This is a genomic window from Streptomyces sp. NPDC093984 (genome assembly GCF_044764595.1).
GTDB classification, from domain to species: Bacteria; Actinomycetota; Actinomycetes; order Streptomycetales; family Streptomycetaceae; genus Streptomyces; species Streptomyces cynarae.
The window spans coordinates 75190-88806 of sequence record NZ_JBIWIM010000006.1; the positions used below are offsets into that span (position 1 = coordinate 75190).

Annotated in this window: 11 protein-coding genes; 3 read left to right on the forward strand and 8 right to left on the reverse strand. The window is 70.2% G+C overall.

Annotated elements, in window-relative coordinates:
• Positions 1-151: 151 nt before the first annotated feature.
• Positions 152-1132, forward strand: a complete 981-nt coding sequence (locus ACIRC0_RS22260) for an alpha/beta hydrolase family esterase (protein ID WP_403618073.1) — start codon at positions 152-154, stop codon at positions 1130-1132.
• A 133-nt stretch (positions 1133-1265) separates the two neighbouring features.
• Here ACIRC0_RS22260 and ACIRC0_RS22265 read toward each other — a convergent pair whose 3' ends face one another.
• Positions 1266-1466 carry an ATP-binding protein gene (locus tag ACIRC0_RS22265; RefSeq protein ID WP_403618075.1) on the reverse strand — a complete coding sequence of 67 codons (201 nt, stop codon included), beginning with the start codon at positions 1464-1466 and terminating at the stop codon, positions 1266-1268.
• Between the two features lie 93 nt (positions 1467-1559).
• Between ACIRC0_RS22265 and ACIRC0_RS22270 the strand changes: the two genes are divergently transcribed.
• Positions 1560-2249, forward strand: a complete 690-nt coding sequence (locus ACIRC0_RS22270) for a hypothetical protein (RefSeq protein WP_403618091.1) — start codon at positions 1560-1562, stop codon at positions 2247-2249.
• Between the two features lie 99 nt (positions 2250-2348).
• Positions 2349-2669 (forward strand): hypothetical protein, encoded by a 321-nt coding sequence (locus ACIRC0_RS22275; RefSeq protein WP_403619054.1) that lies wholly within the window; start codon positions 2349-2351, stop codon positions 2667-2669.
• Positions 2670-2720: 51 nt separating this feature from the next.
• Here the strand turns inward: ACIRC0_RS22275 and ACIRC0_RS22280 are convergent, their stop codons facing one another.
• The 7 genes from ACIRC0_RS22280 to ACIRC0_RS22310 all read right to left on the reverse strand — a co-directional run bounded on the left by ACIRC0_RS22280 (position 2721) and on the right by ACIRC0_RS22310 (position 13577).
• The gene (locus tag ACIRC0_RS22280; protein ID WP_403618094.1) at positions 2721-5621 is read right to left on the reverse strand and encodes a glycoside hydrolase family 3 C-terminal domain-containing protein; all 2901 of its coding nucleotides are present in this window, start codon (positions 5619-5621) and stop codon (positions 2721-2723) included.
• 82 nt (positions 5622-5703) lie between these two features.
• A complete protein-coding gene (locus ACIRC0_RS22285; protein WP_403618097.1) occupies positions 5704-6714 on the reverse strand; it encodes a LacI family DNA-binding transcriptional regulator in 1011 nt (336 codons plus the stop codon).
• Between the two features lie 31 nt (positions 6715-6745).
• Complete coding sequence (yicI, locus tag ACIRC0_RS22290; RefSeq protein ID WP_403618099.1) at positions 6746-9022, reverse strand: alpha-xylosidase; 2277 nt, start codon at positions 9020-9022, stop codon at positions 6746-6748.
• A 9-nt stretch (positions 9023-9031) separates the two neighbouring features.
• The gene (locus ACIRC0_RS22295; protein WP_403618102.1) at positions 9032-9889 is read right to left on the reverse strand and encodes a carbohydrate ABC transporter permease; all 858 of its coding nucleotides are present in this window, start codon (positions 9887-9889) and stop codon (positions 9032-9034) included.
• Entirely contained in the window at positions 9886-10854 is a 969-nt protein-coding gene (locus ACIRC0_RS22300; RefSeq protein ID WP_403618105.1) for a carbohydrate ABC transporter permease, read from the reverse strand. Before ACIRC0_RS22300 ends, ACIRC0_RS22295 begins: the two co-directional genes overlap by 4 nt.
• On the reverse strand, positions 10851-12146 hold the full coding sequence (locus tag ACIRC0_RS22305) for an ABC transporter substrate-binding protein (protein ID WP_403618108.1): 1296 nt from the start codon (positions 12144-12146) through the stop codon (positions 10851-10853). Before ACIRC0_RS22305 ends, ACIRC0_RS22300 begins: the two co-directional genes overlap by 4 nt.
• A gap of 120 nt (positions 12147-12266) precedes the next feature.
• On the reverse strand, positions 12267-13577 hold the full coding sequence (locus ACIRC0_RS22310; protein ID WP_403618111.1) for an MFS transporter: 1311 nt from the start codon (positions 13575-13577) through the stop codon (positions 12267-12269).
• Positions 13578-13617: the final 40 nt, after the last annotated feature.

Consider the following 13617-nt stretch of genomic DNA (forward strand, 5'->3'; position numbering starts at 1 on the left):
TCAATGTCCTTCGGCACAGCGGAGGGGGAGTAACAGCGGCGACCGCCAGGGCAGCACCCGTATCGACGACCACGGACGCACACAGGCAGTGCGCTTGTTGTGGTGTCCCGTCCTATATCGGTGGAGGGCGTCTGTTCCTACGGTCCCCGGCATGACGCACACCAGAGCCGCACGTCGCTACTTCGTCCTGGCGAGTCTCCTGGTCGCTCTCCTCGCCGCCTTCCTGACGCCGGGCACAGCCACGGCGGCCTCCCTCCAGGAAGTCACCGGATTCGGGAGCAATCCCGGTGCGCTGCGCATGTTCCGGTATGTCCCCAGTGGGCTCCCCGCCGGGCGGCCCGTCGTCGTCGCGTTGCACGGGTGCACCCAGGACGCCGCCGGGTACGGCACCGGCAGCGGGTGGATGCAGCTCGCCGACCGGTGGGGGTTCTCCGTGGTCCTGCCGCAGCAGCAAAGCAGCAACAACCCCTCGAACTGCTTCGACTGGTTCCAGAGCGGGGACATCGAGCGCGGCCAGGGTGAGGCCGCGTCGATCGCGCAGATGGTCGATCGGCAGCTCGCCGACGTCTCCGGTGACCCGGCGCGTGTGTACGTCACCGGGCTGTCGGCTGGGGGCGGCATGACCGCCGTGATGATGGCGACCTACCCGGAGAAGTTCGCGGGGGGCGGGGTCGTCGCCGGGCTGGCGTACGGGTGCGCGCAGGCCGCCGGGTCGCCGTACGTGTGCATGTACGTCGGCGCCGCCCAGACCCCCAAGCAGTGGGGCGACCGGGTGCGGGCCGCCCGCCCGGGGTACGGCGGGCCCTGGCCGACGCTCACGGTCTTCCAGGGGACGGCCGACTACACCGTCAAGCCCGTCAACATGACCGATCTGATGAAGCAGTGGACCGATGTCCACGGGGCGGATCAGGTCGCCGACGTGAGCGACACCGTCGCCGGGTATCCCCACCAGGTCTTCCGGGACCCGGCCGGGAACGCCGTCGTGGAGACGTACAGCATCACCGGCATGGGGCACGGCCAGCCCGTCGACCCCGGGACGGGGAGCGAGCAGTGCGGGGCGGCCGGCTCCTACTTCCTCGACGTGAACCTGTGCGCCGCCTACCGGCTCGGACGGGCCTGGGGGCTCGGCTGAGCCGGTGCGCGGACGAGGCCCTGCCGGTCCAGCTCGCGGATGATGCGGCTCAGGTCTGCGGGGGCCGCCGCGAGGCGGACCGGCTTGCGTCCGGGCTGCGGCGCTTGTCCGTAGTGCGGCAGCCTTCTGGCGATCAACCCTGCCGATCCATGGAAAGGGCGGATGGGAAAGGGCGAACGGGGAGTTCGAACCAGACCGTCTTGCCGATGCCGCCCGGGCGCGGTTCCGCGCCCCAGTCGTCCGCCAGCGCCGCCACGAGGGTCAGGCCCCGGCCGGACTCGTCGTCCGGTGACGCGTCGCGGGGTGTGGGCAGGGTGTCGTTCGCGTCCGTCACCGAGACGTGGAGGCGGTTCGCCTTCAGGACGCAGCGGGCCCGGATCTCGCGGCCCGGCGGTGCCTGCTCGACCGTCTCCCCGAGAACGCGGCCATGGACGCCAAGACCATCGCCAAGTTCCAGCCTCTCTACGGGCGACAGGCCGTCCGATCCGCGCTCAACGAGCTCAGCAAGGCCGGGCACCTGCGTCGGGTGCGTCGTCGTGTCGAGCTCGGCGGCGAAGCGGGTACCGCCACCGCCGGCACACGCTGGGTCTTCCACACCTACTGGCCGCGCACCCCACGTGACGACGATTGGTGGGCCCGGTTCCTCGACGGTGACACGGCGTCCGCGAGCCCCTCCGAACCCAGGGTCACCCCCACTGCAACAGTCCAGCCGGAAGTGTCGCACTTCCATACGTCGGGTCACCCCTCCGCCGCTCACGCCGCCCTCGCCCGACTCGGCCTGCTGGACCACCGCCTCGCCCTTTCCTCCAGCGACTGCTCCGACCTGGAGCAGCTGGCCGAGGACTGGCTGGCTCGCGGCACGACTCCGGAGTACCTCACGCAAGTCCTCCTGGCCGGCCTGCCCGATCAGGTCTACTCGCCGCGGGCGTTCGTACAGCGCAGACTCATCGACTGCGGGGTCCCGGGCCGTCCGGAGGTCTTGCCCGGCGGTCTCTGCCGAGCCTGTCGTGGCGGAGGCGGCGGCACGCCTCCGGGCCCGACCCGAACGCAGCCCGCGGCGGTGCGCGCCCGGGTCGCTCAGGTGCGCGACTCGATCCGCACACCCCAGCGGATGTGAAGCAGTCGCCAAATCGGCGCGTTGTCGGCCCAGGGGCCAGACCATACAGTCAGCGGCATGACCTTACGTGTCCGCATGCGACAAGCCCTCCCGGAAGCGATGCGCGCCCGCGACAAGGTCGCGGTGAGCGCCCTGCGCGCCACGCTCGCCGCGTTGGACAACGCCGAGGCGGCACCGGTGGGCGAAGCCGAGCTGCGCGGCACAGCCCTTGAGGAGTCGCCGGTCGGTGTCGGCGTCGCCGAGGCACAGCGTCGTGAGCTGAGCGAGCGAGCCGTGGCGGACATCGTGCGGGCAGAGGTCACCGAGCGGCTGGAGGCCGCGGACCAGTTGACCACTCCCCGGCATGCCGACCGAGCCTCGCAGTTGAGAGCGGAGGCCGCCGTGCTGCTTCGTTTTCTCCAGGAGCCGGACGTCAGGTGAAACGCGTGCGCCGCGTACCGGCTCGGGTGATCCGGTACGCGGTTCGGTGCGTCAGCCAAGCGTGAACGTCGACAGCCGCAGTCCCTTGCTCAGGACCAGGTACACGTCCGTGCGCCCCTTCGCTCCCGTCAGCGGAGCCGTCACCGTGTCGTACGTGTACGGCGACGACGTTCCGTCGAAGTGCGCCGTGCCCACCAGCGGGCCCGTCGGTGAGCCCAGCCGTACCTCCAGCGTTCCGGCCGCGCCCGCCAGTCGCGCCGTCAGCGTCGAAGCCCGCGACCCCAGCCGCGTGTCCGCGAACTTCAGCCACGCTCCGTCGGCCGTGGCCGACACCGCCGTCCCGCTCGCCTTCGACTCGTCGACCAGGCTGATCGCCCTGTAGTCGTCGAAGTTCTCGGCCCGCGTCACCGCCGACAGGTCCCGAGGCGGGATCGTCTCGCCCCGTGCCCTCAGCGACGTCCGGGCGCGGATGTCCGTCGACGACGCGCCGGCCATCACGTCGTACGTGCCCGTTTCCACGACCCACTTCGAGCGCGTGACGTCCCAGTGCGCAAGGTCCGCATCCCGAAGCTTCAGACGGACCGTCTTCGTCTCGCCCGGCTTCAGCGACACCCGTTCGTACGCCTTCAGCTGCTTCAGCGGCTGCTTGTCGCGGGATTCCCGCTGGTGGACGTACAGCTGGACCACCTCGTCACCGGCCCGGCGGCCCGTGTTGGTGACCTTCACCTCGTAGCCGTCGGAGACCCGCTTCAGCCCGCCGTAACGGAACGTCGTGTACGACAGTCCGTAGCCGAAGGGGTAGAGCGGCTGCCCCTTGTAGTAGAGGTACGTCCGGTTCGACTTGATGATGTCGTAGTCCAGGATCGACGGCAGGTCCGACTGTGAGCGGTACCAGGTCTGTGTCAGGCGGCCGGCCGGGTTCGCGTCGCCGTACAGCAGGTCGGCCAGCGCGTTGCCCGTCTCCTGGCCCGCGTGCGTCGTCCACAGCAGGGCCGGGACCTCCTTCTGCAGCGCGCCCAGCGTGGTGGGGTAGCTGTTCTCGACCACGACCACCGTCTTCGGGTTGGCCTTGCGGACCGCCTTGACCAGCGCCTCCTGCGACGGGGCCAGGCCCATGTCCGTGCGGTCGTGGGCCTCGCGCCCGTTGATCGCCGGCATCGAGCCGACCACCACCACGGCCGTGTCCCTGCCCTTGACCGCGTCGACCGCCTCGTCGACGCCGCTGCGGACCACGTCCTTCGCGTAGTGCGCGGCCTTGTCCCTGGCCACCAGGCCGAGTGTGCCGTCGGCGTCCACCGGGCCCAGGTACACCGGGTTCGACCACCAGGACTCGCCGGTCTCGTAACCCGCGTACCGGAGCAGGTACGTCCCGTCGTCCTGCCGCTCCAGCTTGAACTGCTGCTGCACGAACCAGCCGTTGGGCTGCGTCTGGTCGTTGACGAAGTTCGACCAGTTGTAGCCGACGTACTTCCCGTTCGCGGCCGAGCGGAGGGTGACGACTCCCGAGCCCCAGTCGAACACGTCGAACTGTGCGCCGGCGCCGTTCTCCGTCGTCTCCTTCAGCGGCGCTCCCGCGTCCCCCGCCCCGGCCGTCACGTATTTGCCGGTCGCCGTGTCCTTCAGCGCGATCCGGTCCACGCCCTCGCTGCTCGCCACGGACGTGCCGAGCTTGGCCTCGATGCCGTCCTTCGGCGTCACCGCGTACGGCAGGCTGCCCGAGTACCAGTCGGTGTAGAGGGTGTCGGCGAGCGGGCCGACCACTGCCGCGCTCCCCGACTTCCTCAGCGGCAGCGCGCCGTCGTTCTTCAGCAGCACCGCCGCCTCGGTCGCCGCCTTGCGGGCCAGCGCTCGGTGCGCCGGGCTGTCGATGACGGACGCGTCGATGGAGCCGTACCTGCCGCCGCCCGGGTCGAACTCGCCGAGCCGGACCCGGATGCTCAGCACATGCCGTGCGGCGGTGTCGACGTCCGACTCCTTCAACAGTCCCGAGGACAGCGCCGACTTGATCGCCGTTGTCGTCGGCCCGGAGTCCGTGTCGTTGTCGGTGAAGCTGTCGATGCCCGCCTTCAGCGCCGCCGCGTCCGCCTCGGTCTGGGTGCCGTAGTACTTCTGGCTGCCGACCAGGTTGCCGGGCGCGTAGGCGTCCGTGACGTTCAGCAGGTCCTGCGAGGTCCAGGTGCGCACGGTGTCGTTCAGGGCCGGGTTCACCGTGTTGGGGCGGCCGTTGACGAGGTTGTACGAGGACATGACGCCCGTCGCCGCGTCCGCCTCGATCGCGGGCTTGAACGCCTGCTCGTCGTACTCCTTCATTACGCGCGGGCGCAGTTCGGAGGACGTGGTGTCGCGGTGCTCCTCGTTGTTGTTGGCGAGGAAGTGCTTGATCGTGGGTGCTGTCTTGAGGTGGTTCGGGTCGCCGCCCGTCAGGCCCGTGCCGTAGGCCGTGGAGATCGAGCCGGTGAGGTACGGGTCCTCGGAGTAGCCCTCCTCGTTGCGGCCCCAGCGCGGGTCCCGCAGCAGGTTGGCCACGGGCGCCCACAGGTTGAGGCCCCAGCCGGCAGGGCGTTGCTGCTGGAAGCCGCGGGCCTCGTCGCCGACCGCCGAGCCGACCTGGCGGATCAGCGAAGGGTCCCAGGTGGAGGCGAGTCCGATCGCCTGGGGGAAGACCGTCGTCCTGCCGAGCCAGGCCACGCCGTGCAGGGCTTCGGCGCCGGTGCGGAAGGACTGGATGCCGAGGCGGGGGATCGCGGGTTCGTACTGGTGGAGGAGGGAGATCCTCTCGTCGAGGGTGAGGCGGGAGAGGAGGTCGTCCACGCGCTTCTCGACGGGGAGGTTCGGGTTGCGGAAGGGGTAGGCGGGGTCGTCGGCCTGGGCGGGGACGGTGGCGCCGAGCCCCGCGATCAGGGCGAGCGCCACGGCCAGGGTGGTTCTGCGTCTTCCTCGCGTGCCATTCATGCCACGGCTCCTTCGGTCAGGGCCTTGCAAGTGACGAAACGGGTCGAATGCCTGGGTTCTGCGGCTTCGCGCCTTCCGGGCTTCAGGGTGCTGAGCGCGGTGCGGTGCTCGCGCGGAGCGTGAGGTGCGGGACGAGCAGGGTGGCCTCCGGAACGGCCGAGCCGCCCAGCTTCTGCATCAGCAGCTCCACCGCCCGCTCACCCACCTCGGCGGACGGGACGGCGACGGACGTGACCGGCACCCGGGCGTCGGCGGCCTGCTCCTCCGGGCAGATCGCGGTCACGGACAGATCGCCGGGTACGCGCAGGCCGAGCGACTCGAAGGCGTCGATCAGCGGCTCGAGCACCGCCTCGTTGTGCACGACCACCCCGGTCAGCGCGGGCTGTTCGCGCAGCAGCCGCTCGGCGACCCCGCGCGCGGCGGCAGGCGCGGCCTCGCAGGGGTGCACCGGCGACACCAGCCGGTGCCGGTCGGCCGCCGCAGTGAACCCCTGCACCACCCGCTGCGCGAACCCGGTGCCCCGCACGTACACCTCCGGCGGCGACCCGACCAGCGCGACCACCCGGTGCCCGAGCCCCGCCAGGTGCTCCACGCACAGTTCGCCCGCCGCCATGAAGTCGAGGTCGATGCAGGTGAGCCCCTGCGCGGAGGCAGGGAAACCGATCAGCACGGACGGCCGGTCCAGGGCCCGCAGCAGCGGGAGCCGAGGATCGTGCAACTGGACGTCCATCACGATCAGCGCGTCCACCAACGCCGTGTCCGCCACGCGCCGCAGCCCGTCCTCGCCCTCCTCCTGGGTGAGCAGCAGCACGTCGTGGTCGTGCCGGCGCGCGGCGGTGACGACGGACACCGCGAACTGCATGACCACCGGGACGTTGATCCCGGAGCGCAGCGGCATCACCAGCGCCAGCACGTTGGACCGGCTGCTGGCCAGCGCGCGGGCGCCGGCGTGCGGGCGGTAGCCCAGCTCGCGGATGGCCTCCTCGATGCGCAGCCGGGTCTCCTCGGAGATGGGGCGCTTGCCGCTGAGGGCGTAGGAGACGGTGCTGGGGGAGACCCCCGCGTGCCGGGCCACGTCCGTGATCTTCACCATGTCAGTCCAGCTCCTGTGGGGGGAGGAACCATCACTCCGACTCCGACTCCGACGCCGACTCCAGCTCCAGCGACAGGAACCCGGTGCCCGCCGCCGCGCGGGCGGTCCGCTCCCCGCTCGCCAGGGCCCAGGGCGCCCGGGGATCACCGCAGGAGGCCCGCAGCGTCTTCCCCTCCCGGACGACGGTGAAGGTCACGTCCCCGACCGGCACCGTCACCTGCGCGCCCTGCTCCAGCCTGAACGCGCGCAGGGTGACCCCGTCGGCGTACGGATAGTCGGGGCGGTCGTCCACCGCGCCGACCGGTATCACCGCACCCGGCCTGACCAGCAGCGGAACGCTGGAGAACCCGTGCCGCTCCCGCACCCAGCGCGGCCCGGTCACCGTCCGCCCGGTCAGGTAGTCGGTCCACGTGCCCTCGGGCACGTAGTAGGAGACGTCCCCCTCGTCGCTGAAGACCGGCGCGACCAGCAGGTCCGGGCCGAGCATGTACTGCCGCTCCAGGTGCGCGCAGCCGGGGTCGTCCGGGAACTCCAGCACCATCGCCCGCATCACCGGCACGCCCTCGGCCTGCGCGGTGCGCGCGGCCTCGTACAGATACGGCATCAGGCGCAGCTTGAGCCGGGTGAAGTGCCGCAGCACGTCCACGGACTCCTCGTCGAACAGCCACGGCACCCGGTAGGAGGAGCTGCCGTGCAGCCGGCTGTGCGAGGACAGCAGCCCGAAGGCCAGCCACCGCTTGAACAGCGCCGGGGTCGGCGTGCCCTCGAAGCCGCCGATGTCATGGCTCCAGAACCCGAAGCCCGACAGACCGAGGCTGAGCCCGCCGCGCAGCGACTCGGCCATCGACTCGTAGGTGGCCTCGCAGTCGCCGCCCCAGTGCACGGGGAACTTCTGGCTGCCCGCGGTCGCCGAGCGGGCGAAGACCACGGCCTCCTGCTCACCGCGGTGCTTGCGCAGCACCTCGAAGACGGTGCGGTTGTACAGGTACGTGTAGTAGTTGTGCATCCGCTCCGGGTCCGAGCCGTCCGCGTAGGCCACGTCGACCGGGATGCGCTCCCCGAAGTCGGTCTTGAAGCAGTCGACGCCCTGGGCGAGCAGCGCCTCCAGCTTGGCGGCGTACCAGTCGCGGGCGTCCGGGCTGGTGAAGTCGACCAGGGCCATGCCCGGCTGCCACAGGTCCCACTGCCACACGCTGCCGTCCGGCTTCTTCAGCAGATGGCCGAGGGCCTTGCCCTCCGCGAAGAGGGGGGAGCGCTGCGCGATGTAGGGGTTGATCCACACGCACACCCGCAGCCCGCGCTCCTTCAGCCGGCTCAGCATGCCCTCCGGGTCGGGGAAGACCCGCGGGTCCCACTGGAAGTCGCACCAGTTGAACTCGCGCATCCAGAAGCAGTCGAAGTGGAAGACCGACAGCGGCAGTTCGCGTTCCTTCATGCCGTCGATGAAGGAGGTGACGGTGGCCTCGTCGTAGGAGGTGGTGAAGGAGGTCGACAGCCACAGGCCGAACGACCAGGCGGGCGGCAGGGCCGGGCGGCCGGTGAGGGCGGTGTACTTGCGCAGGATGTCCTTCGGGGTGGGCCCGTAGATGACGTAGTACGTCAACTGCTGACTCTCCACGCTGAACTGGACCCGCGAGACCGCCTCCGAGCCGACCTCGAAGGACACCTTGCCCGGGTGGTCGACGAAGACGCCGTAGCCCGCGTCCGTCAGGAAGAACGGGACGTTCTTGTAGGCCTGTTCGGTGGCGGTGCCGCCGTCCGCGTTCCAGATGTCGACGACCTGGCCGTTCTTCACCAGCGGCCCGAAGCGTTCACCGAGGCCGTAGACCGACGTGCCGACCCCGAGGCCCAGCTGCTCGCGCAGGTAGTGGGCGCCGGTGGCGTCACGCATGATGCCCATGCTCTTGGGGCCGCTGGTGGTGAGGGTGCGGCCGTGGGCGAGGAACTCGACGTGCCAGGGGCCGGTGCGGGCGACCCGGACGGCCAGGGCGCCCGCGGTGAGAGTGGCCGTCTCCTCGTCGTACTCGGCGTGCGGGGAGAAGGCGTCGTCCCGCTGGATCTCGAACCTCGGCCCCCGGGGCTGCTCGCCCTCGAAGTGCGTGAAGGTGAGGCCGATGACGTCCGGCATCGGCGCGTGCGCGCTGATCGTCACGACCGGTCCCTTCAGCAGGTCGCCGCGGTGGCGGATGGGCTGGGTCGGCGCATGGATCTCCAGGGCTCCCGGGGGCGTGGTCACGTCCAGGACCTGCACCGGGTGGGCCGCGGTGACGCCTTCGCGCAGCAGCCAGTAGCCGTCGGTGAACTTCAAGCGTGCCCCCTACTTGACGGCACCCACGGCGATGCCGCGGGTGAGAGTCCGCTGGAAGACGAGGAAGAAGACGATGGCGGGCAACACGCCCAGCAGGGCGGCGGCGTTGGTCATCGTGGCGTCCATCAGGCGCTGGCCCTGCAGGACGCCGAGCGCCACCGACACCGTCTGGTTGTCGTTGGAGATCAGCATGACCAGGGGCAGCAGGAACTCGTTCCACGTCCAGATGAAGAAGAAGACGAGCAGTACCCCGATCGTGGGCCGGCTGACCGGGACCACGATCCGCCACAGCACCTGCCACTTGTTCGCCCCGTCGATCCGGGCGGCCTCGATGATCTCCCGCGGGAACTGCCCGAGGACCGAGGCGAGCAGATAGGTGCCGAAGGCGGCCTGGATCACCGTGAAGACGATGATCACGCTCAGCCGGGTGTCGTAGAGGCCGGCCTGCTTGCTCAGGTAGTACAGCGGGTAGACCAGCGCCTCCTGCGGCAGCACGTTGGCGAGCACGAAGAAGGCCAGCACCCAGGTGCGTCCCTTGATGCGGCCGATGCCGATCGCGTAGGCGTTCAGCACGGACAGCACCGCCGCCAGGACGGCCACCGACCCGCTGATGAGAACGGAGTTGAGGAGCTTCCGGCCGTAGTCGACGCGCTGCCAGAAGTCCTTCAGACCGTCCAGGTACAGGCCCCTGGGCAGGCTCAGCGGCCCGTGCTGGGAGTACTCGGCGGGGGACTTCACGGCGTTGACGGCGACGATCAGGAACGGCAGCACCATGAACAGGGCCGCGATGCACAGGGCGACGAGAACGGGGTAGCGGCCGAGGACCGTGCGGGGCCGCGTGCGGATCTCGGTGCGTACGGCGGTCATGCGCGAGCCCCTTCCTCGGCGTCCTCGGCGCGGGTCTGGAGCTTCAGGCCCACCATCGCGAGGAGCAGGATGATCACGGTGAGGACGGTGGAGATCGCGGCGCCGTACCCGGCCTGCGTCTTCTCGAAGAAGGTGGTGAAGGAGAAGTAGGACGGGACGTCGGTCGCCCCGCCGGGGCCGCCCTTCGTCAGCACGTAGACCGCCCCGAACACCTTCAGCGCCGCGACCGTGCACCAGGTCAGCACCACATAGATCTCCGGCCTGATCTGCGGCAGCGTGATGTGCCAGAAGCGGCGCCACCAGCCGGCGCCGTCCAGTTCCGCCGCCTCGTACAGCTGCGGGTCGACGCGCTGTAGCCCCGCCATGAAGACGACCAGCGGGAAGCCGAGCTGCACCCACACCATCACCCCCATGACGCTGTAGAGGGCGATGTCCGGGTCGCCGAGCCAGTCCTGCTGCCAGGAGCCGAGACCGACCGCCTTCAGCAGCGCGTTCAGCGAGCCGTTGTCGGGGGCGAGGATCCAGCTCCAGACGATGCCCGCCACCGCGATCGGCAGCACCTGCGGCAGGTAGAAGCAGGCGCGCAGCACGGCGGCCACCTTGCTGCCGAAGTGCTTGCCGATGTAGTCGAACAGCGCGGCCGCGAGGACGAGTCCGATCATCGTCGGCACGACCGCCATGGCGACGACCATGAACAGGCTGTGCCGGAACGACGCCCAGAACTCGCTGTCGTCCAGCAGCCGGCGGTAGTTGTCGAGCCCCGTCCACTTCGGCGAGCCGATGCCGCTCCACTCGGTGAAGCTGACGCCCGTGTTCATCAGGAACGGGACGATGATCACGAGGAGGAACGCGAGCACGCCGGGGAGCAGGAAGAGCGCGTACGAGGTCTGGGAGCGGGGGCGGCGCGGGCCGGTGTGCGGGCGCTTGCCGACGGCCCGCGCGCCCCGTTCGACGGTGATCGTCATTGCTTGGGCGCGCCCTGGTCGTACGCCTTCTGCAGCGCGCTGAGATAGGCGTCCGGCTGCTCGCTGCCCGTGATCAGCTTCTGCGTCTCGGAGACGAGGGTGTCGTAGAAGCCGGGGACGGGCCAGTCGGGGTAGAAGGCGAGGCCGTCGCGCTGGGAGAGCGTGTTGAAGTTCGCGATGAGGGTCTTGGACTGCGGGTCGGTGATGGCGTTCGGGTCGGCCGCGACCGGGACGCCGCCCTTGTTGCCCAGCAGGTTCTGGATCTTCGGCGACATGGTGATGTCGATGAAGTCGTAGGCGAGGTCCTTGTTCTTGGCGCCCTTGGGCACGACCCAGAGGTTGCCGCCGGACCCGAGGGTGAGGTTGGAGCCGGGCCAGAGCATGGTGCCCCAGTCGAACTTGTTCTCCGTCTTGAAGCGCCCGTACCACCAGCTTCCGCTGAACAGGATCGGGTTCTTGCCCTGGATGAAGGCCACGCCCGCGTCCTCGGCCTTGGTGCCGCTGGACGTCTTGCTGATGTAGCCCTTCTTCACCCAGTCGGCGAAGGTGGTCGCGCCGTACGTCCAGGCCGCGTCGTGGAAGTCGGTCTTGCCCTTGTACAGCTCGTACTTGTCGACCCAGGAGCGGTCGGCCTTCGACAGTGCGAGCTGGTACAGGTACTGCTGGGCCATGTACTCGGCGCCCGAGTTGGCGAGCGGGGTGATGCCCTTGGCGACGAACTTGTCCATCGCGGCGGTCAGGTCGTCGAACGTCTTCGGCTCGGCGATCCCGTACTTCTTGAACAGGTCCTTGTTGTAGAAGACCATGGTGTATTCGGCGTAATTGGGCACTCCGTACCACTTGCCGGAGCCCATGACGCCGCCCGCGTCATACTGGCTCGTGGTCTTCACACCCGCGCTGAGCTTCTTGTCCCAGCCGCGCTTGGTGACCTCATCGGTCAGATCGGTGAGAAGTCCCTGCTTGGACAGCAGGCCCGCCGTCGCGTTGCCCTTGTTGTACTCCATGATGTCGGGCGCGTCGGAGGAGTTGAGCACCATGGGCGCGGTCTTCTGGATCTGTTCGAAGCCCTTCTCCTCGAACTTCACCTTCACGCCCGGGTGCTTCGCCTCGAACTCCTTGATGGCCTCGTTCCAGGCGGCGCCCATCGCGCTGTCCGGGCCCTCGTAGTGCCACAGCTTCAGCGTCTTGCCGTCGGAAGAGCCGCTGTCCGAGCCACCGCAGGAGGCCAGGAGCAGGGATCCGGAAAGGACCACCGCAGCCGTCGCCACCACACGCCGTCGTGCTGTCAACATCCAGTGCCTCCGGGGGAGTCGGATGGGTATCGGAGCCATCACGCAGGGTTCATCGAATCGTTTCGACGCATGATGTCGAAGCGCTTCGACGGGGGAAGGTATGTGGACGTTGTGATCGCGTCAATGGGGGGCGCACGAATCGGTGCGGATTCCTTCGACCGCCCCGTGCCCGAGGGCGATCGCCAGGGCGAGGCCCGCGGCGGTCGCGGGGAGGGCGAAACCGGCGGTCGGGGACAGGTGCTCCACCGCCCAGCCGCCGATGGCGGAACCGCAGGCCACGCCCCCGAGCAGAGCCGTCACGGCGAGGGTCATGCCCTCGTTCGAACGGCCCTCGGGGGTGCGCCGCTGGACCAGCAGCATCGCCGTGACCATCGTCGGGGCGGTGGCCATGCCCGCGAGCAGCAGGGCGGGCGCGAGGGCGACGAGGGAACCGGTGGTACGTGCCGCGAGCATGGGCAGGGTCATGAGGGCCGTCATCGCCGCGAGGCACCACACGTAGCGGCGCTCGGCGGGACCGGAGGGCCGCAGCGCGCCGTAGAGCAGTCCGGCGGCGCACGATCCGGCGGCCTGCAGGGCGAGGACCGGGCCGGCGGCCGCCTTGTGCCCCTGTGCGTCAGCGAACGCCACGGTGACGACCTCCATCGCGCCGAAGACCGCGCCGGTGGCCAGCAGGCCGAGCAGGAGCGGGGGCATGCCGGGGGCGCGCAGTGGGGGCCGGGTACCCGGGCGGCGGCTCGGCGGCGGTTCCGTGGCGCGCCGGCTGGTGAAGATCAGCATGCCTGTGAGCAGCAGGAAGGCGCCTGCCAGGGTGCCGGCCTCGGGGAAGAGCCGGGTGCAGAGGAAGGCGGCGAGCACCGGGCCGAGCAGGTAGCACAGCTCGTCGGCGGCCTGCTCGAAGGAGTTCGCCGTGTGCAGGGCGTCCGGGGCGTCCAGGAACAGATGGGCCCAGCGGGCGCGGGACAGGCCGCCGATGTTGGGGGTGGTGGCGGTGGCCGCCTGGGCGGCGAACAGGGTCCAGCCGGGGGCGTCGTAGTGCACGCACAGGACCAGTGCGACGCTCCCGAGCAGCGCGAACAGCGTGGCGGGCAGGGCGACCCGGGCCTGGCCGTGACGGTCGACGAGCCGCGCCACCCAGGGCGCGACCGCGGCCGTGGCCACGAGACCGGTGGCGGTGACCGCACCGGCGAGGGCGTACGAGCCCCGGGAACCGGCGATCATGATGACCGCGCTGACGCTGAACATGCCGATGGGGAGCCGGGCGATGAGGTTCCCGATCGTGAAGGCGCGGGTGCCGGGGTGGGTGAACAGCCGGCGGTAGGGGTTGCGCGGGGCGGGCGCCCTGCCGGTGGTGCGCGGGGTGAAGTCGGCGGCGACGAGGGTGTCCTGGGTGACGGTGAGCAGGGGCGGTCTGCGGGAGGAGGGCTGCGGCATGCAGGGAAGCGTCGCCCGGCCCGTGACCTGGGGTCCAACA